This is a genomic window from Hahella sp. HNIBRBA332, assembly GCF_030719035.1.
In the GTDB taxonomy this organism is placed as follows: Bacteria; Pseudomonadota; Gammaproteobacteria; order Pseudomonadales; family Oleiphilaceae; genus Hahella.
In genome coordinates, this window is sequence record NZ_CP132203.1 from 3720488 (window position 1) to 3741713 (window position 21226).

Sequence of the window (21226 nt, forward strand, 5' to 3'; positions counted from 1 at the left end):
AGGCCGCTGGCGGCATATTTTCGATAAATTCAGGAATAACCATGTCATACGAAATTTTTTTTCAGAAATTCGAAAACGGTGAGGCCAGCGTCATTCCGTTTGAAGAAATAAATACCGTACTAAAAAATTATGGTGAGATTATCGAAGACGATTGCGACTTGGCGTTTGTCTCGAAGGTTGGCGAAATCTGTGAACGCGCATACTTATTCGGTGAATCCCGTGACGCCATTTCCGGGATGGTTTTTTTAAGACCAATACAGCATGAACTCCTGCCCCAAATGATTTATGAATTACTATCAATAGAAAACACATGCTTTTTTGGTCCAGGTCTAGACTATCTTCAGGCAAGAACTGACATTTCTTCCCAGTTGCCTGAGTCATTACTTGAAGGCGCAGAATCAGGCCTACAAATCATAGATTCGGCTTACAATTCATGGCCATTATCATAGAAGAGAAACGCACCTTGTCGACGTCCATCGCTTTGGACCTGCGGCGTTATTCGCCGGAAACGCAATGTCACAGCCATGATTATCACCAGCTGGTGCTGCCGCTCAGCGGTCGCCTGGAGCTGGATGTGGCGGGCCAGGGCGCGATGGTGGACCGGCGTACGGCGGCGGTTATCGAAGCCGGACGGGATCACGCCTTCGCCGGCGGTGAGGATAACCGTTTTGTGGTGGCGGATCTGCCGGTAGCCATGGAACCCGCGTTAGGGCGTCTGCCCTCGTTCATAGAGCTGGATCCGGGACTACGATCCTATATTCATTTTATTGCGATGGAGCTAAGCCATGGACAACTGGGCGAAGCGTCCCGCGAGCGCATACTCGGCTTATTGCTGCAGCTGCTTCGGGAGCGCTATGGCGCTGCGTTGAATCTGGACAAGCGTCTGCTCGCCGCCCGCGACTTTCTGGACGCACACTTGGGCGACACGATCACTCTCGATCAGGTCGCCACCGCGGCGAATCTGAGTCGCCGCCATCTCTCAGATTTGTTCAAAAACGCATTCGGTATGACGCCGATGGATTATCTGCGCGACAAACGCATGCGACTGGCCCTGGAGCTGCTGGAAAACAGCCGGCTCAGCATGCAACGGATAGCGTTCGACACAGGCTTTCAGAACCAGGCCGCTTTCAGTGACCGTTTCAAACGTCACTTCGGCAAATCCCCCAGGCATTTCCGCCCGCGCGAGAAAAACTAGCGCCCTACCAACAAAGTTTCTCTCGCCCCCAAGCGCTAAGCTGACGTTTCCGACCTTCTCTCATACAACAAAAAATCTCATACAACGGAAGAAGAAACGTCATGAACCGACAAGCCGCAACGTCCATAGGGTTCACCGCCGTCGTCTTATGGGGCGCATTAGCGCTGTTTACACGTTGGAGCGCGGGCATTCCTCCCTTTCAGTTATTGGCGATGACGTTTTGCATCGCCGCCTTGCTGATGCTGGGTAAAACAGTGGCGCAGGGAGGTAGTCTTCTACGTCTGCTGCGGCAACCGGTTCGCGCCTGGTTGTTGGGCGTGGGCGGTCTTTTTGGTTATCACCTGTTTTACTTTATCGCGTTGAATCAGGCCCCGGCGGTGGAAGCCAGTCTGATCGCCTATCTCTGGCCGCTGTTGATCGTCTGCTTTTCTGTGATGTTGCTGAAAGAGTCCGCGGGGAAAGCGCTGTGGCTCGGCGGACTGCTGACGCTGGCGGGATGCTGGGCGCTGCTGTGGCGTCCCGGCGCGGGCTTCGATCTGCGTTACTTGAGCGGCTACGGCGCCGCGCTGCTCTGCGCCCTGATCTGGTCACTGTATTCGGTGCTGTCCCGCACTCTGGCGACGGTCCCCTCTGACGCAGTGGGGTTATATTGCCTGGGCGTCTCGGCGCTGGCGGCGCTGTGTCATAGCGCGCTGGAAGTGACCGTCTGGCCGCTTAGCGGCGGACAATGGCTCGGAGTGATCGGCCTGGGGCTGGGTCCGGTGGGGATTGCGTTCTTTACCTGGGACTATGGCGTCAAACACGGCGACATTCAGTTATTGGGGGTTCTGTCATACGCCGCGCCGCTGATTTCCACGCTATTGTTGATCGCTTTTGGCGAAGCGGAGTTCACGCTAACGGTGTTGCTCGGATGCGGTCTGATAGTCGGCGGCGCCTTACTGGCGTCCCTGGGACCGACGCTGCTGCGCAAACCGGCCCCGCAGACTCAGGCGTAGCGTCACCACGCCTCGGGCGTCACCACTTTCCGGGAGGCGCCTGATAAGACAGAATCGCGTCGAGCAGTTCCGCCGGGTTTTCTTTGATGACCAGGGCGTCGATATAGCCCTGACTCAGAAAGCGCTCGTCCTGCATGTGACGGATGAAGTCGAGCAGCTTGTCGTAGTAGCCAAACGCGTTATAAAAGCAGCTTGGCTTGCTGTGATAACCCAACTGACTCCAGGTCCAGACCTCAAAGATTTCCTCCAGGGTTCCGGCGCCGCCAGGCATGGCGATAAACGCGTCTGACAGCTCGGCCATTTTCGCTTTGCGTTCGTGCATATCCGCCACCACGAACAGCTCGGTCAAACCGGTATGCTCGATTTCCTTTTCTTTCAACGCCACAGGGATGACGCCGGTCACCTTGCCTCCCGCCGCCAGCACCGCATCGGCGATGACGCCCATCAGGCCCACATGGCCGCCGCCGTACACCAGCTCGATATTCCGGCGCGCCAGTTCTTCCCCAAGCGCTTTGGCGGCGTCTTGGTATTCCTCTCTGGCCCCCATACTGGAGCCGCAAAATACTGCTATTCTCACCACTTTCCCCTTATAAATCAGATCGACAGCAAAGCGCCCACACTATAACGCCGATAGGCGTCCCATGCTATGCAGACGAGTGCGGAGCCGGTCCAGACAACACTGGCGCGCAATGACTAACGGTCGATCAGTACGAAAGCGAGTATCCGCCCGGATGGGCAAGGTCGGCGATTGCGACTCAATAGCGAATGGCGGCGTCCTGCTCATACAGCGCCAACGCCGCTTCCGCAGGCAGCGGCGGCGAAAACAGGTAGCCCTGCGCCAGATGAATGCCCAGGCTTTCCACCACTTCCAATTGCTGAATAGTCTCAATCCCTTCCGCCACCACCGCCATGTCCATTTTTCTGGCCATCGCGATAATGCTGGAAAGGATCGCCTGGCCGGCTTCATCGTCATGCAGGTCACGCAGGAACGAGCGGTCAATTTTCAGCGTGTTGAATGAGAATTTTTTCAGGTGACTGAGTGAGGAATACCCCACTCCAAAGTTGTCCAGAGATACCCGAAAGCCCTGATTACGCAGCTTATCCAGGGTCATCGCGCAGCCCTTGCGATCTTCGAACAAGGCGCTTTCCGTCACCTCAAACTCAAAGATATTGCGGGACATGCCGAAATCAACCAGCAGTTGATTGATCTTGTCGAAAACATCCCCCGTCATCAGTTGTCCGGCGGTGATATTCAGCGATACGCTCGGCTGTAAGTGATATTTCTCTTCCAGCGCTTTTACAAACTCACAGGCATGTGAAGCCACCAACAAGGTGATGTGATCAATCATGCCGCGCTTCTCCGCCGCCGGCACGAATTCCAGAGGACTGATCCAGCCGTACTGTTCCGAATGCAGACGCGCCAGCGCTTCAAACCCGGTGAGATGACGGGTGCGCAGATCAATGATCGGCTGGAAGCAGATCGTGAACTCATCCTTGTCCAAAGCTTTGCTGATCAGGTTATCCATCGCCAGGCGGGCCTGCTCGCTGTGCTCCAAGTGCGGCGAGAAAAACTCAAAACGCATTTTGCCGTGAGCCTTGGCGGAGTACATGGCGGTATCCGCATATTTGATCAGATCATTGACGCTGTCGGCGTCGTCCGGGCACATCGCAATGCCGATGCTGGCGCCGATAAAGGTTTCCTGCCCTTCCACTTTGAACGGAGGCTTCAGCTGGTCCAGCACCCGTTGCGCCACTGCCGCCGCATTCTTACGGGCGCCGATGTTGGGAACGATAATGGTGAACTCGTCGCCGCCAAGGCGGAACAGAATATTGCGCTCTTCATCCGTGTCGTCCAACGCATCTTCTTCCGAAATCTGATAAATCACATCGGAGGGACGCAATACAGAAGAGAGGCGACCGGTCACTGCTGTCAGCAAGCTGTCTCCCACCTGATGGCCGTAGACATCATTGATCTGCTTGAAGCCATCCAGGTCGATAAACAGCAGGGCCAGGGACTGGTCGCGCTCTTCATTGCGCCGCATCAACAGCGCCAACATATGCGCCATGGCGTGACGGTTGGGCAGACCGGTCAGGCTGTCGGTGTACGCCTGGGTTTTCAGCTCCCGCGTGTACTGACGAATCTGTCCTTCCATTTCCAGAAACGCCTGCTGCAAACGTCCTATTTCGCCGCTTTGCATACGCAGCGACTTGGCTTTGTCCGGCGCATGCAGTATGTGATAGGTAGCCGTGGCCAGTTCTTTCACCGGTCGCACGATCATGCGATCCATCTGCACGTAGATAAACCAGCCCAGCAAGACGAACACCACCACCAGCACCACGATGGCGGTGAACAGCAAACGATGAAACTCGCTGCGCGCCTCCGCAAACGGCGCCGCATTATAGAGACGCCAGTCCCCGATCAAGGGGCGCGAGTCCACCAGATAATCCTCTCCCATCATCCGCGCCATGTATTGACTCGGCCCATCCACGCCGGCGCTGGGGATGTTGGACAGCGCGCGCGCCTGCGCCTTGGACAGGCCCGATGCGTAGATCACGCCCCGCCCCCGGCTGGCGATAAAGGTGACGTCCACTTCCGCCGCATCGCTCCCGGGCTCATGCCGCATCAACCAGTTTATGTCCACTGTGAATTTGAGCACGCCTTTCACCACCTTGTTGTTTTCATAGGCGCCCAAGGAGCGATCGATCATGTATAACGCACGGTAAAATGTCAGGTGCGGTCCGTCGAAGCGTTCCTGGTTGATGAAGTCATAGTAGGTGTTGTAGGGGTCCTGCAGCGCCTGTTGAAACAGACTTTCTCCCGCAGGCTCCGCTTCCGGGGAGCGGATATCATCGGCGATGCGGATATCCTCCACGCCGTCGGGCAATAGCAGGACGATCTCCAGATATTCGGGAAACAGCGTGGCGTAACGGCTCAACGCCTTGGCGGACAGGTCATACATGAGGGTGTAACGCTCCTCCCCCATGGATAAATACCGGTCCAGTACATCCTCGGAAACCAGCAGGCGCATATTGGCCAGGGTATGCTCTACCGAACCGCTCACATTGGCCGCCGCCAGGGAGGCGGATTCATCCAGCAAATGACGGCTGCGGCTTTCCCAAAAAGCGGTTAACTCCACGTACAACGCGGTCGCCAGACTCAAAAAGCAGGTAAATGTCGCCACTACCAGCGTAATGATCAACCGCGCGCGTAACTTCATTGCAGAATCTGTTCGAAGCCGAGATTGTGCCAGATGCTCATCATGCGCCGCTTGTATAGCGTGCTTGGCGCTTTATGGGTTCCCATCCTGGGATTGATGGCGGGAAACACGATCTGATTGGCCAGCAGCTCCTCCGGCAAAATTTTCAATGCTTCTTCATTATAGGTGGCGGAATAGGTGAATTCACAATTGCGGGCGGCGTTGCGGGGTTCGCTGATGAAATTCAAAAACGCGTAGGCGGCTTCCGGGTCGGAAGCGTAACGACTGACAATGAAGTAATCGAACCAGACAATACCGCCCTCTTCCGGCAAACGGTATTCAATGTTCGGGTTATATTGCTTCAACATCAGCGCATCGCCGCTATAGGTCACGGCAGCCACCGCTTCGCCCGTCACCAGGAGCGATTCGCCGTTGGTCTTAAGGGAACGGTAGGTCAGCACATGGGGTTTCTGGGCGGCGATCAGCTCCGCCGCCAGCGTTAATGCCCGGGGGGATTCGTCATACATGTCGTAACCCAGGGTTTGCAGCGCGATAGGCAGCATTTCGGTGGCTTGCGGCGTCATCACGATTTTGCCTTTCAGCTCATCCGCCGGACGAAACAACTGCATGAAACGGGAGATCGGCCGCACCAGATCAGAGCGATAGGCGACGCCCTGAGTGCCCCAGGCATAGGGAGCGACATAGCCCACCAACGCCGGTTGATGGCTGCGCCACAGATCATTGTTGAATTTAAGATTGGGCACTTCGGTTTCGGTCAAAGGCGCCACCCAGCCCAGCTTGATGTAGGCCTCCGCCGTCAGACCGTCCATCAGAATCAGATCAAAGCCCTGGCCATTACGCGTGGCCATGATGCGATCGCGTTTCTCTTCGTTCTGGAAATAGCTGAACTTCAGCTTGATATGGTGGGTTTTCTCGAACTCGGCGACAACATCCGGGTCCAGATAATCTTCCCAGGTGAAAATATGCAGCACGCTGTCCGCGCGACTGACGAAACTGAACAGCGACAGCACACTGAAGAACAAAAGCGCAACCATAGACCGTTTCATCAGACACACGCCTCCCCGCAAAAACAGGCTACAACAGTTTAAAGCAAGCGCACGAGGACGTTAGGGGGGCTGCTGTAAATTCATGCAAAATCTACAGCGTATAAAAGCGGGCGTCCGGCTGGCCGGACAATTTTCAGGCAACGATGGCGCAACCTGTCAGCCCTTCTGAACATTTATTAACCACCCCATCCCGGTTTACCTCCAACCTGCTGAATTCATGGCATTAATCATTATGGCGCAGGATTTGATAGGCCCTGAATGCGTTCATGGTAATGACACATACAACACAGAAAAATCCGGCGTGTCTTGTTGCGCGGACAGTTGCAACCAACAGACAAAGCCCACCATGGACGTACGACAACAACTCAAGGGGCCGAATATGAACAGATTCATGACGTTGAAGAGCGCAGCCGTTCTGACTTCCACACTGGCCGCCGGCGGAGCCGGACTGGCTGTGTCTCCCGGGCAGGAGAGCATTGATTTACGCCGTCTCAATGTCGACCCCGCCCAGATCTCTATCTCCGGTTTATCCTCCGGCGCATTCGCCGCCATGCAGGCTCACGTGGCCTATTCCAAAACCTTCATGGGAGCCGGACTGGTGGCGGGCGGTCCTTATGGATGCGCAGAGGGCAGTTTGACCCAGGCTGTCGGCCGCTGTATGAGCCGGGGGGATTTACCTGACGCCGACGCCATCGTCAAACTGACCCACACAATGGCTGACGCGGGTAAAATCGATGGCGTGGAGTTTTTACGCGACGACCGCGTATGGATCTTTCATGGCAAGAGCGATCATCGGGTTTGGAGCGCCTCCTCGCAGCGAGCGGCGGAGGTGTATCAGAGGTTAAGCGGAACTCAGAATGTTTCCGTTAATATTGACCTCATAGACGCCGGTCACGCCATGCCGACGCAAAACTTTGGGGCCGACTGCGCCGACAGCGATTCCCCTTATATCGGCGACTGTCAGTATGACGCCGCAGGGCTGTTGCTGAATCACATCTACGGCCCTTTGGCGCCGCCCGTTCCGGAAAAAACGGAAAACCTGCTGACTTTCGATCAGAGCCTGCTGAGCTATTCGCAGTATCTGGACGAAACTGGCTATATCTACGTTCCCGACGCCTGCCGGGAAGCCCAGGCCGCCTGCCGCGTACACATCGCCCTGCATGGCTGCAAACAGAATCGCTCGACGTTGCAAGACACCTTCGCCCGCCACGCCGGCTACAATGCCTGGGCGGAGAGTAACCGCATCATTGTGGTGTATCCGCAAACCAGCAATGAGCCAATGAACGGCTGTTGGGATTGGTGGGGGTACGCAGACACAGGCCATGACACACTGGACTACCTCACCCAGCAAGGCCCGCAGATGCAGTTCATCAAGCGTATTGTCGACCGCTTGACCGGCGAGGAGGCAAACGGGTCCGGTTCTGTGGCGGCGGCCTGTTATCGAGAAGAAAATCTTAACCACTCGCTGGCTGGGCGCGCGCAGTATTTCTGGGGGCTTTATTACGCGGTGGGATCTATGGACTATCTTGGATTTTCACCTTCCCATCGCACCAGTTTGCGTTGCGATAAAAAGGATTACTGTCGATCGATCAATACTTGCGCATAGCGAAAAAAAAGCGGCGGCTTCCGTGAGAGGCCGTCGCTTGATGCAAGACTAATTGGCGTCGCATTTCACTTCATCGATATCGCACCAGAACGCACCGATTTTAGACTCGCATTGCTGCGCCGCCTTCCCCGTGGCTTCCAGCTTGGTCAGGCCAATGCCGGTAAAAGTGCCTTTATGGGTTTTCAGGATGCAGGAATATTGAGTTTGCGGCGCCGTGACTGGAGGAGGCGTCGGCTCGGCATTCTGCAAATCGTACACTGTATCCTGTAACTGCCTCACCGCCAGCTCAAGGTTCCTGACCCGCTCTCTCAGCCTGCGATTGGCGTGGTAGTGGGATTCATAGTCATACCCACGCTCACGCATGTATTGATCGTAGTCGCGGCGGTCAAATTCATCCTCTCTTGATGTTTCAATGTAGATGATCTTTTCACCGCCCATCTGCACTCTGAACTCTTCCGCCCCTGCGTTTTGCATTAAGCTTCCCAGCGCCGCCGCCAGCAACATCGCTTTTTTCATTTTTAATGGTTTCCCCAGTTGAAACGCTTCGTTAGTTATAGGGAAGCCATTGTAACGGCAAATCATGAACTTAAACTGAATAAATCTCCCTTTTTCGGCTCAGCGCATTGGTCAGGCGACCTAAGAAGGTCTCAGGCCGCCATGCTGAGGAACAGAAGAGGCGAGTTTTATTCAAAAGAATCCAGAATGACCCGTCCCATGGTTTTGTCATCCGCATCCGTGATGTAACGATATTCCCGGAACCAGTCCCACCATGCGTAGACGGAGTGATACTCCACGTCCAGTCCAATGGTGCGTGCGCCGGCGTTGTAGCGGTCAGCGCCGCTTAACGCGAAGGTCATATCCCGGCCGCGTTTGTTGGCCTGCATTTCGTTGTGCGCCATTTTTTCGCTCATGATGATGGGGTAATGGTAGTCGTACAATTGGCTCGAAGACGGCGCATTGCTGACGCTGGTGACGCGCCCGTCTATACGCAAGTCCCTTACGCAGGAATCCAACGCACCGTCATAAGCGGCGCCGCAGGCGCTGTGCAACGGCACTACGCTGTCGTCCCTGCCTTTGATGATGGGGTGCGTCGCGAAGCCGTAAAACTCGCTGCCTGTGGAGGCGATTCTCAGGCGAGGAATGGCGGGCAGATTAGTGACGGCGGTGTTGCGCGCAACGGCAGTCTGCAGATCAATCATCACACCAGGATTAATGCCCAACGGAATTTCATAACCCAGAAACTTCAGCAGCGCTTCCAGTACGTCCGCGCCGTGGTTGACGCCATTAATCAGGTCCACCCCGAAGTTAGCCAGTTCAGTGCCCCCGCCGGCGCCCGCCATGTCGATCACCGCAGCGACTTTCAAACGCTGCGCCAGCGACGAACCCAATAACGAGTTCTTATTGGACAACACATAGCGCATCACCAGGTCGCCGGTGGAATGGGTAATGACGACGCATTCGTTATCGCAGAAACCAGAGGACAAGATCGGCTGCAACTGATTGGCGATTAGTGCGGCGATACCGCCCGCCCCCTGTAAACGGTAATGGGACGGCCAGTAAAGAATGCGGGTGGTGGCGGGGTCTTTCAGGGAAGCGTCGAAGCCGTCCCAATATCCAATGCCATCCGCCCGCCCCTGATCGGTGGGGTTGAACAGAATGTGCTGGGGCAAAAAGCCCTGAATCAAGAGGACGTTCTTGCCCGCCAATTGCGCCTTGGCGGCGCCGCAGGCGGCGAACATCAACATTGCAGTCAGCCATAGCTTGAGTGTTTTCACGTTAAATCTCCTTTTTTATCTTTGTTTTCGAGAATCGGTGGTGCTGCAGGCTCAACACCCGCAACGTCGCGCCCGTTTACTGCACGCTTCCTAACTGGCGCAGAAACTCCAACCGCTTCTGCGCGTCTTCATCAACATAGGGAACATCGTCATAGTCAGAGAAAGGAAAACCGTTCACCGCAAAGGACGCTTTGGCGACGCTTCCGTATTCGGTTTGATAGGTCGGCGGGGCCGGCATCCGGGTCAAGGAAATGTCCTGCAGCCGATAAGGGCCGGCGTCGCCTTTCTGTTTCAGCGCCGCAATGTGAGCCCGCAGATACACCAGGCCATTTTCCACCTGAATGTCTTCCTGGGCGGATAAATGCACTAATGGCTCGCTGGCGCCGGCGCTGTACAGAATCGCTGCTACCTCGTGAAAGCCGGGGGAGATCACCCGGACATGCAAAGGAATATACAAATAAGCGCCGCGCACTTCCGCCGCGTCCACATGCGTTACCTGCGCCACACTTGGCGTGTAGGAAACCGGGGTTCCAATTTCAAAAACACGGCCGTTGATGGTCAGATTGGCGATGACGCGTAAATCGCTCCCCGCTTCCGCCAGTGCAGGATCATTACCCGAGAAAGTAAGATTGAACACGGAGCCGCTGCGTTGGACCCCTTCGGTAACAGCTAACGCCTCTCCCTGCTCCACCAGACGTCCGTCCGCTTCCACCGTTGATCCAGCGTCCAGTCCGGTGACGCTCACCGACGCAACGATATCCTCGCCGATAAAATACTGGCTCTTGCTGGTTTCCAGGCTGATGCGAGGGCTGTTTGGGTCCTTGAAGTCCAACGGCATCCCTGCGGGAAAACTCTTGTTGGGCAGGTATTTGGCGAGCGCCTGTTTATCCCGAATAGGCGTAGAGAACGTCGGATATTGAATCTGGTCCTGATATTGATCGGCGACCTGAGTCAGGCGCGCTTTGACTTCCTTTTCAAAGAAAGGGTTTTCGCCAGTTTCTTCATCTTCCCCGGCATCCGGAGCCATGGATGACGACGATCGCAATGGCGCGACGGCGCTTCCGCTGGGCGCAACTGTCGCAGCGGCGACAGGAGGCGTATCGACGACGGGCGTCATCGCCGCTTCAGCGTCAGGGATATCCACGCCCTGGCCGCCAAAGAAAAAATAACTGCAAGTTAACGCGGCTATGACGCCGCAGGCCAAAACAAGGCCCTGCTTTTCCTTGAAAAACATAACGTTGAACCTTTGCCCGTTGTTATTTTTGTTTTAACGTCCGGCGGACCCTGTCTGCGCCAAACGCGGATATTCTTATTTCCTGTAGGCCACTATAAGCGTTAGAAAGCGGACGCGAAACCGCCCAAATAGGTGATTTCAAGCATTAGATATTAGATAAAAAGAGAAAGGGAGCTGACCGGAAGGTCAGTTTTGTGAGGCAGGAGAAGAAGCGGAAGAGCAGTCTTTATCAGCGGTGGCATGAACGGCGTTTGGAGTACAGTCATCCTCCGCCAGATATTGTTTCAGCTTCGGTATCACCATCACGCCAATAATGCCCAGCGCAAACAAGATAACCGGAAACAGCAACATCATTTTTGCTTCGCGGGAATAGTGTTTACTCATCGTTTTAATTGCCTTGTAAATTGTCGATATCTATTTTGCGCATGAATTCGCCCAGGCTCTGCGAGACTAACCGAGGCTTATCTCCATCAAAGCAGTCGCTGTACACTTGAACGCTATATTCATCTTTAGGCTTTATCCGAAAGAGCTCGCTTTCCACAAGGAAATCAGCGAAAAGCACGCCGAATTCATTCGTGTACTGAGCGTGGGCCTCAATCTCGGCAAGAGACCAAAAACGCACAAGCCCGGCACCAAAGTCGCTCATTCCATCGCACTCAAGATAGAGGTCCAAAATATCCTGCCTCGCAGTCATGCCCAGCCGGGAAAATACGAGTTTGACCGCCTCGCTTGTGGCGGGAGGATGGAATTGATGACCTTGTTCACGCCATTTCTGAATGAAGTCGGCAGGTTTGCTCAAGCCGATAACCTCCTGATAAATAACAACTCATGCAGCGGCTCACCGGCATGTCCATAGTCCACCTTGGATCTTCCGTCGGGCAGAAATCCCAAGCTTTCATAAAACGCCATGGCGCGCAGGTTTCCGTTCAATACCCACAGGTATATTGCCTTGGCTTCTTTCTGTTGATAGTAGTCGCTCACATACTCCACCAGCCTTTTACCCAGGCCACATCGCCAGTAATTGGGATCAATATTGATGGCGTACAGCTCGACGCCCTCTTCCATGGCGAGTTGCTCGTCGCGAAACGGGCCGCTGCTGCAGAATCCAGCGACACGTCCCTCATGCTCAATCACCAGGCGCAATATCGGGCTGTCTTGCGCTAACGCCGCCGTCCATTGCTGCGTTCTTTTTTCCACGGACAGGGAAGCCAGAAATTCACTCGACATCAGGCCGCGATAGGCTTCCCGCCAAGCCGCTACATGAATGACAGCGATGGTTGGAGCGTCTTCCACTTCAGCGGGACGGATACGCATGTCAGAGTCCGCCGACATTACACAGGGACAAGCGGCAAATAGGGCTCAGGCGGCAACGATACGGCGATGGCGTCGTCAACACTTACGGGGCCGCCATCCAGCACTATCGCCATTACGCCGGATTTGCGGATCAGGTTACCCTGCTCGTCACGATCCAGCACTGCTGCGACGAGTCCTTTCTGGTACTTGTCGAGTTGTGAACATGGGCTGCGCAAACCTGTCAGTTCAATGCGGGCGGTCGCGCCGAATTTAAGAACCGTTCCAACCGGCAAGGACAACAGATCCAAACCGCTGGTGGTGATGTTCTCGCCAATCACGCCAGGGCTGACATTGAATCCTTTGCCTCGTAGCTCTTCCAACAGTTCATTGTGAATCAAATGCACTTGGCGCAGGTTTGGCGATTCCGCATCTTTCTTGGCGAGATGGATATGCTTCACCATCGCGCCGCGGTGGGCGTCGCCGTCGACGCCTTCGCCGGCGATCAGATGGATGGTGGGAACCTGCGCCTTGGAAAACCGGTGTTCCGCGTTCTTGCTGACAGATAAAACTTTAGCCAACGTAAAATCTCCTTTTAGCGACTGAGTTCAGCAGAATAATTCTGCGTCCCTCAGCTTACCAGCGCTCCCACCTGAAAGTTAAGTCGTTGACTTAGCTCAAGCTTTACACCAATCGATTTTGGTTCCGCCTTCATAGGGAACGGCGAGTTTTTCCTTGATCAGAGACTGCCCCAGGCTCTCGCCGTCAGCTACGACGTCCGCCAGCACACGGAAATATTTATCCCGTTGGATATTTTCAAGTTTCACCTCTTTCGCGCTTCTCAGCTTTTCCACCAGAAACTGTTTCGCTTTCAGCGCCAGGGCTTTTTCTTTCTTGCAGGAGCCACGCAGCTCAGGGGTATCGATATGCTTGATGCGCACGCCGATGCGCTGCCCCACAATCGCCGGCCAATCGGCGATGTCGGCGCGAAAGGTGTCGCCATCATAAATACTGGTGACCTGCGCGACGGTTGCTGAGCCAAAATTTTCATCCTTAATCCCAGCATTGGCGAGCATTGGCGCGGCAAGAATCAGACACAGAGCCAGACGTAACTTCATATGCATAACACCTTATTTATCAAAAAGACTAAGGTGAATGCTAAAGTTGAGTTGTAAATTTATCCAGTAAATATTTGTTTAGACTGAATTATTACTTCAGCCAAATAAGAAGTCGCGCACCGCCTGATAGACGCGCTCTCCACTCCTCCAAGCGCTGGATGAGAGTATTTCGCTGGGGTACAAGGTCTTGTCCTGCATAACAAACCCTAAACGGGTGGCGTCGTCATCAGTTTCCAGAACCACGCCACTATGCCGCCAGTTCTCTCTTATCAACGACCGCCGTCCCATAAGCCAGCACTTCGACTGTGCCAAGGGCGTTTTGCATCCCATTAGAAATCGTCGATGTTTCCAGCTTTACGTTGTATATCTCCTTGGAGCCGAAAGACACAGCCTGCTCTTTCATGCGCAGAATGGCCTCACGGCGCGCTCTTTCCATTAAGGACTCATAGCTGAACAGGCGTCCGCCGATCAGTAAACGCAGTATGGCGAAAAAGCGTTTGAAATAATCAACGGACACCACCACGCTGCCGGTTACCAGACGCGCTTCCACATTGGCGCGGACCGGAGGGATATGACGCCCCATGGATAAGATGACCGCTCGGTGCTTGGCCTCGCGAATCCGCAGTGACTTAAAGTGGGCTTTCTCCGCACGACGTCCAAAACCATAGCCCAGCGCCATCAGTAGCAAAAAAACGCCTATATTGATAAACATTTCCATGGGCGTTACTCCATGACCACCGCCGTACCATAGACAAACAGCTCCGCTGCGCCCTGCGCCACGGACGAAGTGGCGAAGCGCACGTTAATCACTGCGTTGGCGCCCATGCCGCGCGCCTGCCTTTTCATACGCTCCAGCGCTTCACCCCGTGCGTCTTCCAACAACTCGGTATAACCGCGCAACTCACCGCCGAAGATATTCTTCAATCCCGCCATGATGTCGCGCCCCACATGCTTCGAGCGGACCGTACTGCCCTGCACCAGACCAAGATGTTTGACGATATTTTTACCAGGAATGGTTTCGATATTAGTGATCAACATAACTAACCCACAGACCTCTTGTTGGAGACACCTGCGGACATAATATGTCACAAATATTCAAAAAGGGAAGGACAAATATTTGCACAAGACGATCCAAGGAAGTCTAAGAGTCAGAGTGCGGTTTCATGACTTCATAAATGTCAGGCTGCTTAATAAAAAGAATGAGCTTGGCGAAGGATACCGTCATTATGACAGCGAACACCGCCATCAGTAATTCTTTGCTAACAGAGGCGTACCCCAGATTCACTGTCGCAACAATGCCCACGCATATAAGGTTTATACATGCCAGTATCGCCAAACCAAAACGTGGCTTTTGCACCAGTTTTGAGTGGCAGTGTGGGCACATAAAGCAGGCTGCGTTTCTGATCCTTGTCTTACTGAGCACAACCAGCTCTGGGCCCTTAAGTGGAAAAAGGAAGCCGCATTCAGGGCAATGGGATCTCATGTGAACTCCAAAATAAGCAGGAACGCTTAAACCTTAGCACAGCGGCAACTGTATGCCGGCTCGATCATTCTTGTCTCTGACAAAGGATTACTCTTGCGCACGACAGAACGCATTGAGATCCATACCAATTGAGTCAATCGGCCTTGCTCGCTCTGTTGCCCAAGCCATTGAGGGAGGGCGCGCTATCTCACTCATCTCCCATCGCCATTACCGCTAACTATTCAACATAGCCGTCTCCATTCAGCCATATTGGCGAGGGGTCTTTTGCGTCGAGAACGATGGCTCGGTATCGGGTCTCACCACTATCGTATCGCAGGGTCAGCAGGTAGCCGTCGATTTCATATTGGCCCTTTTGGTCAGGGGAGACATGGTTAAAGGTCGAGCTGGTATCGGAGATCTCCGTGCTGGCGTAAACCTGTGCGCCACTGATAAATCTGCCGTCTGAGAAAAATTGAAAATTTCTGATCGTCGTCACGGTGCTGTCGCCGGTGCTAGAGCCGCCGATATAATGGAACTTGTTGTTAAGACGAAATCCTTTTTCTATCGCCGGATATTCATCGTCATAGGCGAACGCCTTCCACTTATCCCCTTTCAGCCACTCATAATCGCCCCAGCTTTTGCGCCATTGAGTCCAACGCTTGGGATACTTGGCTTTATGCGCTTCGACGCCACCTGGAAACACTAACGCTTTCATGTCCTTACAGGCTTCGCCATTTTCAAACAGCAGTATCGGGTAGGCTTCGTTTAAGATCATGCCATAGCTATGCACAACCTTCTTGTCGAATAAGACTGTCTCTACTTTGGCGAGGTCTTTCTGGATCAGCACTGGATCAAGAGGCGACTCCTTTTCCTTTTCCTTTTCCTTTTCCTTTTCCTTTTCCTTTTCCTTCAAAGCCTTAACCTGGGGGGCGATGGCAAGCAATTTATCCATCAGGTCTTTGTAATGGGTCGCTGGCTGATACTCTTCGCTTATCAGAATCTGTCCCAGAAACACACAGCTCTTGGAGCCGAGACTGCTGACTTTTTCCTTCATCGCCTTGTCCGCTTTCACGATATTGCTCCGAAGCTTCTTATCCTTCGCTAACAAGGCGTCCATCACGATGTCGATATCATCGATATGATTGCGCTCGCGCCAGGACTGATACGCTGCAACATGCTCATTTGGGCATGCTATGGCCAGCTCTGTGGCGAATCGAATATTTGTATACAGATTGGGAAACTGTTCAAAACCCGAGCCGCCGCTAAACACAGAAGTAGAGAAGGCAGCGGTGGAGAAAATAAACCCAGACAGGAGTCGCTTCATTCATGAACGCCTTTATTTGATCCCCTGATACAACTCAGGAAGTCTGCTTCAGCCTGCGACTTCCTCAGGAGAGATAATCCAAAACGTTATAAAAAACATAACCCTGCCCAGGTTACAACTGTGATTTACCCCAGGTAAAAATCGCTCCGGCTTGCTCTAAAGCCATCCGTGGGCTAACAGAATGAGGCGCTGTAAAAGCCGCTTATTCCACATACTCATTCCCATCCAGCCACGTGGGCGATGGAGAGTTCTTATCACGCACGATGGTTTTGTAGAGGGTCTCGCCATTGTCAAAGCGCAGCGTCAGCAGATAACCCTGGATGTCATAGCGCCCTTCTTCCTCTGGATAATAAAAACTAACGGAAGAGCTGATAGCGTCGTCATGAGTTGGGTATGAATCCAATTTGCGGATGAACTTGCCGTCAGAAGAAAACTGGTAGCGGATAACATTAGTGATAAGAAAGGCGCCGCCGTCCGTCTCCTGCTGAAAACGCAGGTCGCTTTCCATGCGGAAGCCTTCATTAAGAGGCGGGAACGCCTTGGCGGAGACGAATTTTTGCCATTTCTCGCCGTTCAACCATTCGCGTTCGCCCTGGTTTGTTCGCCAACGCGTCCATTTAGAGGGGTGCTTGGCTTTGTGCTTCGCGACGCCGCCGCGAAATACCAGCGCTTGCATATCCATGCAGAGATCGCCGTTTTTAAACAGCAGTTCGGGCGCATCCACCTCCGTCGACTTTCCTGCAATGCGTAGGGTGCGGCGGTTGAACATCACCGCTTCTACTTGCGTGACATCCTGTTTGATCAACTCAGGATTTATCGGCTGACTGTCGGCGCGCTCCCTCTCGCTGGTAAGAGCTTCCTGAGGTATTTCATCAAGTAACGTCTGGCTTAGCTCATTGAATGCGACAAAAGGCATAAAGTCGGGATTGGCGAGGACTTGTTCCAGATGAGCGCAATAATCCGCGCTGTGTAGTTTAACTTCCGCCGCAGCATCTCTGGCGATATCAGTCAAACGAACCTGGAGCTGCGCATCATTCACCGATAACACATTAACGGCTGATTCAATATCGTCGATGCGATTGAGCTTGCGCCAATTGAAATACTCCGATTGATAGTTGTCTGGGCAGGCTTCAGTGAGCCTGGCGACATACTGGATCTTCGCCAACATGTCCGGAAGACGCTCAATACTGGCTTCATCGCCGAAAGCGAAAACCGGCATACCAACGGAAAGCAACAGGGACCTAGCCAGGAAATTCTTCATTTATGCTCACTACCTGTGGTGGGATTCCTGCGGCGCGCGCCCAATGGCGAAATTGTTTTTACGACCAGGAATGTTGAGCGAATATATATTTTTTACCGCGAGTTACAACATTTCTTTAACAAACCTGAACCCACCCTTACAAAAATCAATTTGGCTATTTTTTGAACCGCACCTATGTTTTTTATTACCTGAGGAACGGAATAAAAAAGTAACGTTTCGCTGACAAGGAGTGGGCTGATGGAAAACGCTGCATTGACCTTGGATGTCGCGATTGTCGGTGGAGGAGTTTCGGGCGTATACAGCGCCTGGCGCTTGCAGTCGGAATTTGGCGCCAAGCAGGCTATCGCACTGTTTGAGTACAGTGACCGCATCGGCGGCCGCCTCTATAGCATCACGCTGCCGGGTCTTCCCAATGTGGTGGCGGAAGTCGGCGGCATGCGATATATCCCCGACGCCCATATTCTGGTAGCCAATCTGGTCAAATACCTGCAGTTGCCGACGAAAGATTTCCCCATGGGAGCGCCAGAGCCCGTCGGCTCCCAAGACAATCTCTTCTTCTTGCGCGGCGCGCGTTTCCGCTATCGGGACTTCAGCAGTCATCCCGACAAGATTCCCTATAACCTGGCGTGGACCGAGCGCGGTTATGGGCCCGAAGACCTGCAAGTCAAAATCATGAACTATCTGTATCCCGGCTTCGCCGACCTGTCTCTGTGCGATCAGATGCGGGTGAAAGTATTCGGCAAAGAGATCTGGAAATACGGTTTCTGGGATCTGCTTTATCGAGTGCTCAGCAATGAAGGCTATATGTTCATGAAGGACGCAGGCGGCTATGACGCCAACGTGGCCAATGCCAATGCGGCGACACAGTTGCCGGCGACGGAGTACAGCGATGAGACGAAGTTTCTCACGCTGAAGCACGGTTTCCAGACGCTGCCGCTGACGCTCTGCGAACAGTTCGTACAGGCGCCGGGGAGTCTGCTTGGAAGCAAACGTCTCTATATGAATCATCGTCTGACGGAGATTCGCTACACCGGCGACGACGATTATCCCTACAGTCTGCATTTTCAACATACGCACACGGTGGATGGAAAAACCACGGACCAACCTGGCGAAACGATCGTGCGCGCCAAACGCATTATCCTGGCCATGCCGCGTCGTTCACTGGAGTTGATCAAGTCGGAATTTTTCGATGATCCCTGGCTGCAGGAAAACCTGCCGTCCGTGTTAATCCAATCCGCCTTCAAGCTGTTCCTCGCTTATGAGAAACCCTGGTGGCGCAGTCTGGGGTTGGTGGCGGGACGCTCTGTCACGGATCTGCCGGTGAGACAGATTTACTACATGGGAACCGAGTGCGAACAACCTGGCGGCGAGCCTTTCCTGAACTCTCTGCTGATGGCCTCCTATAACGATATTGGCACGGTTCCGTTCTGGAAGGGGCTGGAAGACGGCCTGCCTTTTATCGGCTACAAGCCGTCCTGTCTGGAGGCTGAAATCAGCGCCGACAAAATCGTGCCCCGCACCCGCTATCAAGTCAGCGAAGACATGGTGCGCGCCGCGCAACAGCAAGTGCGTCAGGTACATGATCAGGTAGAACTGCCGGAACCTTACAGCGCGGTGTTTCACGCCTGGGACGACGATCCCTACGGCGGCGGCTGGCATGAATGGAAAGCCAATTACCGGCTCGACAAGATCATGTGCCGCATGCGCCATCCGGTGGAGGAAGAACAGATTTTTATCGTCGGCGAAGCCTACTCTTACGATCAGGGCTGGGTGGAAGGCGCTTTGACTGTCGCCGAGTCGACCCTGGAGGATTTTTTCGCAATGACGCGCCCCGCCTGGCTGCCCCCGGAACAACCGTTTTCCCTGATGCCGGTCCCCTGCCCCGACGGTTGCGCTGACGACTGCGACTGTCTCACCTGCAATGACTGCAAGAAAGTGTTGGATGAAGTTACTCAATTTGCGTACAAAGGAATCGACAATGTTGAAGGATAACTCATTTACCGTCGCCGACTATCTGCTCACCCGCCTGCGCCAGCTTGGTCTCGGCAAAGTGTTTCAAGTACCCGGCGATTATGTTTCCGAGTTCATGGAAACATTGGAAAAATTCGATGGCGTGGACGCCGTGGGAGACATCAATGAACTGGGCGCGGGCTACGCCGCCGACGGCTATGCCCGTTTCGCCGGCATCGGCGCGGTATCCGTCCAATACGGGGTCGGAACCTTCAGCGTGTTGAACGCGGTGGCGGGATCATACGTAGAGCGCAATCCAGTGGTGGTGATCAGCGCCAGCCCGTCCGCCCAGGACAGGCTGATCATTCGTGACAAAGGCGTGTTGTTTCATCATTCGACCGGCAACCTGAATGCGGATAAAAAGGTCTTTGAGCAAGTCACCGTCGCAGCAGAAGTCTTGAGCAATGCCACCGAAGCTCCATTACAGATTGATCGCGCCCTCACCGCCGCCATCAGCAAGCGCCGCCCTATTTATCTGGAAGCCTGGCAAAATGTATGGGGCGAACCCTGCCGGGAACCGGAGCACCCACTGCGACCGCAACCTCCCGTCAGCGACAGAGCGTCTTTGCGGGCAGTGGTGGATGAGACGCTGCACAGACTCGTCAACGCCAAGCGCGGCGTGATCATGCTGGGTATAGAGATCGCCCGTTACGGCCTGCAGGAACAGGCGCTACGCATGGTCGAGGCCAGTGGGCTACCCTTCACCACCACGCTGGAGGCGAAATCCGTCCTCGATGAAAGCCATCCGCAGTTCATCGGCACCTATGCGGGCGCCGCGTCCTGTCCAGGCACGCGGGAATACATGAAAAATGTCGATTGCATACTCGCCCTTGGCGTGATTTTCACCGATGACTACCTGGACCTGATGCAAAGCGGTTTCTCCGATATTATTCTGGTTAACGATGAACAGGTGCGGGTGGGCTATGAGTATTTCCGCAATGTCGCCATGACCGATTACATCGACGGCCTGTCGGCGCAGATCAAAAGCAAAAACGGATTTCCTCACCCACTGATAAGAGTCCATCTGGACGACGGCGAGTGCGCCGGCTGGAATACGGAACTGGGCGCTCAGCTCACCTACAACATCTTCTTCGATCAACTCACGCACTTCTTCCAGGAGCGACGCTTGCAGTCAGAGATCGAACTCATCCTGGGCGAAAGCTCTTCACTTTATGTGGCCAGCAATATTAACGGACTACCTCAAAACAGCTTTATCGCCGACGCCATTTGGGGATCGCTCGGACATGAGACCGGCTGCGCCATCGGCGTCGCCATGGCCAGCGGCAAGCGTCCCTATGTGGTCGCCGGCGATGGCGGTTTCATGATGATGTGCCAGTCGCTGTCCACGCTGGCGCGCAATCGCGTTAACGCGGTCATTTTCGTGATGAGCAATGGGGTTTATGCGATCGAGCAGGCCTTTGTCGATATCAAGGCGTTCACGCCGGAGGGACGTTTTGCGCCTTTCGACATCCTGCCGCAATGGGATTACCAGTCCCTCGCCAAAGCCTACGGCGCCATGGGATACCGGGCGCAGACCATCGACGAACTGCAGAAAATATTGTTGGATGTGGAGTCTCTGGTGGACTGCCCCGCACTGGTGGAAATTGTCATTCCACAAAAAGATCTGGCGCCGCAAATCCGTCGTCTGGCCAAACCATCCTGAGGATAGGTTAAAGGGGCTGAATGCCGTGA

22 protein-coding genes are annotated in these 21226 nt (G+C 54.2%); 6 read left to right on the forward strand and 16 right to left on the reverse strand.

The window, feature by feature from the left end:
* Positions 1-41 precede the first annotated feature (41 nt).
* From O5O45_RS16450 to yddG, 3 genes are all read left to right on the forward strand, one after another.
* On the forward strand, positions 42-449 hold the full coding sequence (locus O5O45_RS16450) for a hypothetical protein (protein ID WP_305900476.1): 408 nt from the start codon (positions 42-44) through the stop codon (positions 447-449).
* Positions 434-1195: an AraC family transcriptional regulator gene (locus O5O45_RS16455; protein WP_305900477.1), complete on the forward strand. Its 762-nt coding sequence runs from the start codon at positions 434-436 to the stop codon at positions 1193-1195. Before O5O45_RS16450 ends, O5O45_RS16455 begins: the two co-directional genes overlap by 16 nt.
* A gap of 101 nt (positions 1196-1296) precedes the next feature.
* Positions 1297-2190, forward strand: a complete 894-nt coding sequence (gene yddG / locus O5O45_RS16460) for an aromatic amino acid exporter YddG (protein WP_305900478.1) — start codon at positions 1297-1299, stop codon at positions 2188-2190.
* A gap of 19 nt (positions 2191-2209) precedes the next feature.
* Here yddG and O5O45_RS16465 read toward each other — a convergent pair whose 3' ends face one another.
* From O5O45_RS16465 to O5O45_RS16475, 3 genes are all read right to left on the reverse strand, one after another.
* On the reverse strand, positions 2210-2767 hold the full coding sequence (locus O5O45_RS16465) for an LOG family protein (RefSeq protein ID WP_305900479.1): 558 nt from the start codon (positions 2765-2767) through the stop codon (positions 2210-2212).
* Positions 2768-2945: 178 nt separating this feature from the next.
* Positions 2946-5408, reverse strand: a complete 2463-nt coding sequence (locus O5O45_RS16470; RefSeq protein ID WP_305900480.1) for a putative bifunctional diguanylate cyclase/phosphodiesterase — start codon at positions 5406-5408, stop codon at positions 2946-2948.
* Positions 5405-6454 (reverse strand): polyamine ABC transporter substrate-binding protein, encoded by a 1050-nt coding sequence (locus O5O45_RS16475; RefSeq protein WP_305900481.1) that lies wholly within the window; start codon positions 6452-6454, stop codon positions 5405-5407. The genes O5O45_RS16470 and O5O45_RS16475 overlap by 4 nt, the downstream gene beginning before the upstream one ends.
* A gap of 379 nt (positions 6455-6833) precedes the next feature.
* Here O5O45_RS16475 and O5O45_RS16480 point away from each other — a divergent pair, with 379 nt between their 5' ends.
* Positions 6834-8060 carry an extracellular catalytic domain type 2 short-chain-length polyhydroxyalkanoate depolymerase gene (locus O5O45_RS16480; protein WP_305900482.1) on the forward strand — a complete coding sequence of 409 codons (1227 nt, stop codon included), beginning with the start codon at positions 6834-6836 and terminating at the stop codon, positions 8058-8060.
* Positions 8061-8108: 48 nt separating this feature from the next.
* Here the strand turns inward: O5O45_RS16480 and O5O45_RS16485 are convergent, their stop codons facing one another.
* The 13 genes from O5O45_RS16485 to O5O45_RS16545 form a co-directional block, all read right to left on the reverse strand.
* Positions 8109-8576: a hypothetical protein gene (locus O5O45_RS16485; RefSeq protein WP_305900483.1), complete on the reverse strand. Its 468-nt coding sequence runs from the start codon at positions 8574-8576 to the stop codon at positions 8109-8111.
* A 167-nt stretch (positions 8577-8743) separates the two neighbouring features.
* Positions 8744-9835 (reverse strand): hypothetical protein, encoded by a 1092-nt coding sequence (locus O5O45_RS16490; protein WP_305900484.1) that lies wholly within the window; start codon positions 9833-9835, stop codon positions 8744-8746.
* Positions 9836-9911: 76 nt separating this feature from the next.
* Complete coding sequence (locus O5O45_RS16495; protein WP_305900485.1) at positions 9912-11069, reverse strand: hypothetical protein; 1158 nt, start codon at positions 11067-11069, stop codon at positions 9912-9914.
* 186 nt (positions 11070-11255) lie between these two features.
* The gene (locus tag O5O45_RS16500; protein WP_305900486.1) at positions 11256-11453 is read right to left on the reverse strand and encodes a hypothetical protein; all 198 of its coding nucleotides are present in this window, start codon (positions 11451-11453) and stop codon (positions 11256-11258) included.
* A 4-nt stretch (positions 11454-11457) separates the two neighbouring features.
* A complete protein-coding gene (locus O5O45_RS16505) occupies positions 11458-11868 on the reverse strand; it encodes a hypothetical protein (protein ID WP_305900487.1) in 411 nt (136 codons plus the stop codon).
* The gene (locus O5O45_RS16510; protein ID WP_305900488.1) at positions 11865-12383 is read right to left on the reverse strand and encodes a GNAT family N-acetyltransferase; all 519 of its coding nucleotides are present in this window, start codon (positions 12381-12383) and stop codon (positions 11865-11867) included. Before O5O45_RS16510 ends, O5O45_RS16505 begins: the two co-directional genes overlap by 4 nt.
* 17 nt (positions 12384-12400) lie before the next feature.
* Positions 12401-12940, reverse strand: a complete 540-nt coding sequence (locus O5O45_RS16515) for an MOSC domain-containing protein (RefSeq protein WP_305900489.1) — start codon at positions 12938-12940, stop codon at positions 12401-12403.
* Between the two features lie 96 nt (positions 12941-13036).
* The gene (locus O5O45_RS16520; RefSeq protein WP_279507816.1) at positions 13037-13477 is read right to left on the reverse strand and encodes a thermonuclease family protein; all 441 of its coding nucleotides are present in this window, start codon (positions 13475-13477) and stop codon (positions 13037-13039) included.
* Positions 13478-13573: 96 nt separating this feature from the next.
* Positions 13574-13720 (reverse strand): hypothetical protein, encoded by a 147-nt coding sequence (locus tag O5O45_RS16525; protein WP_305900490.1) that lies wholly within the window; start codon positions 13718-13720, stop codon positions 13574-13576.
* A gap of 4 nt (positions 13721-13724) precedes the next feature.
* Entirely contained in the window at positions 13725-14195 is a 471-nt protein-coding gene (locus O5O45_RS16530) for a YbjQ family protein (protein WP_305900491.1), read from the reverse strand.
* 5 nt (positions 14196-14200) lie between these two features.
* A complete protein-coding gene (locus tag O5O45_RS16535) occupies positions 14201-14515 on the reverse strand; it encodes a YbjQ family protein (protein ID WP_011395889.1) in 315 nt (104 codons plus the stop codon).
* A gap of 662 nt (positions 14516-15177) precedes the next feature.
* On the reverse strand, positions 15178-16263 hold the full coding sequence (locus tag O5O45_RS16540; protein WP_305900492.1) for a hypothetical protein: 1086 nt from the start codon (positions 16261-16263) through the stop codon (positions 15178-15180).
* Between the two features lie 202 nt (positions 16264-16465).
* Positions 16466-17524, reverse strand: a complete 1059-nt coding sequence (locus O5O45_RS16545) for a hypothetical protein (protein ID WP_305900493.1) — start codon at positions 17522-17524, stop codon at positions 16466-16468.
* A gap of 237 nt (positions 17525-17761) precedes the next feature.
* On the opposite strand from O5O45_RS16545, the gene O5O45_RS16550 reads away from it, so the two are divergent.
* A complete protein-coding gene (locus tag O5O45_RS16550) occupies positions 17762-19516 on the forward strand; it encodes a flavin monoamine oxidase family protein (protein WP_305900494.1) in 1755 nt (584 codons plus the stop codon).
* A complete protein-coding gene (locus O5O45_RS16555; RefSeq protein WP_305900495.1) occupies positions 19503-21197 on the forward strand; it encodes an alpha-keto acid decarboxylase family protein in 1695 nt (564 codons plus the stop codon). Before O5O45_RS16550 ends, O5O45_RS16555 begins: the two co-directional genes overlap by 14 nt.
* Positions 21198-21226: the final 29 nt, after the last annotated feature.

What these genes read in the sequence shown, in the direction of transcription:
- O5O45_RS16450 (WP_305900476.1), top strand. Translation starts at nt 42, where the DNA reads ATGTCATACGAAATTTTTTTTCAGAAATTCGAAAACGGTGAGGCCAGC.
- O5O45_RS16455 (WP_305900477.1), top strand. Translation starts at nt 434, where the DNA reads ATGGCCATTATCATAGAAGAGAAACGCACCTTGTCGACGTCCATCGCT.
- yddG (WP_305900478.1), top strand. Translation starts at nt 1,297, where the DNA reads ATGAACCGACAAGCCGCAACGTCCATAGGGTTCACCGCCGTCGTCTTA.
- O5O45_RS16470 (WP_305900480.1), bottom strand. Translation starts at nt 5,408, where the DNA reads ATGAAGTTACGCGCGCGGTTGATCATTACGCTGGTAGTGGCGACATTT.
- O5O45_RS16475 (WP_305900481.1), bottom strand. Translation starts at nt 6,454, where the DNA reads ATGAAACGGTCTATGGTTGCGCTTTTGTTCTTCAGTGTGCTGTCGCTG.
- O5O45_RS16480 (WP_305900482.1), top strand. Translation starts at nt 6,834, where the DNA reads ATGAACAGATTCATGACGTTGAAGAGCGCAGCCGTTCTGACTTCCACA.
- O5O45_RS16485 (WP_305900483.1), bottom strand. Translation starts at nt 8,576, where the DNA reads ATGAAAAAAGCGATGTTGCTGGCGGCGGCGCTGGGAAGCTTAATGCAA.
- O5O45_RS16495 (WP_305900485.1), bottom strand. Translation starts at nt 11,069, where the DNA reads ATGTTTTTCAAGGAAAAGCAGGGCCTTGTTTTGGCCTGCGGCGTCATA.
- O5O45_RS16500 (WP_305900486.1), bottom strand. Translation starts at nt 11,453, where the DNA reads ATGAGTAAACACTATTCCCGCGAAGCAAAAATGATGTTGCTGTTTCCG.
- O5O45_RS16510 (WP_305900488.1), bottom strand. Translation starts at nt 12,383, where the DNA reads ATGCGTATCCGTCCCGCTGAAGTGGAAGACGCTCCAACCATCGCTGTC.
- O5O45_RS16520 (WP_279507816.1), bottom strand. Translation starts at nt 13,477, where the DNA reads ATGAAGTTACGTCTGGCTCTGTGTCTGATTCTTGCCGCGCCAATGCTC.
- O5O45_RS16530 (WP_305900491.1), bottom strand. Translation starts at nt 14,195, where the DNA reads ATGGAAATGTTTATCAATATAGGCGTTTTTTTGCTACTGATGGCGCTG.
- O5O45_RS16535 (WP_011395889.1), bottom strand. Translation starts at nt 14,515, where the DNA reads ATGTTGATCACTAATATCGAAACCATTCCTGGTAAAAATATCGTCAAA.
- O5O45_RS16540 (WP_305900492.1), bottom strand. Translation starts at nt 16,263, where the DNA reads ATGAAGCGACTCCTGTCTGGGTTTATTTTCTCCACCGCTGCCTTCTCT.
- O5O45_RS16545 (WP_305900493.1), bottom strand. Translation starts at nt 17,524, where the DNA reads ATGAAGAATTTCCTGGCTAGGTCCCTGTTGCTTTCCGTTGGTATGCCG.
- O5O45_RS16550 (WP_305900494.1), top strand. Translation starts at nt 17,762, where the DNA reads ATGGAAAACGCTGCATTGACCTTGGATGTCGCGATTGTCGGTGGAGGA.
- O5O45_RS16555 (WP_305900495.1), top strand. Translation starts at nt 19,503, where the DNA reads ATGTTGAAGGATAACTCATTTACCGTCGCCGACTATCTGCTCACCCGC.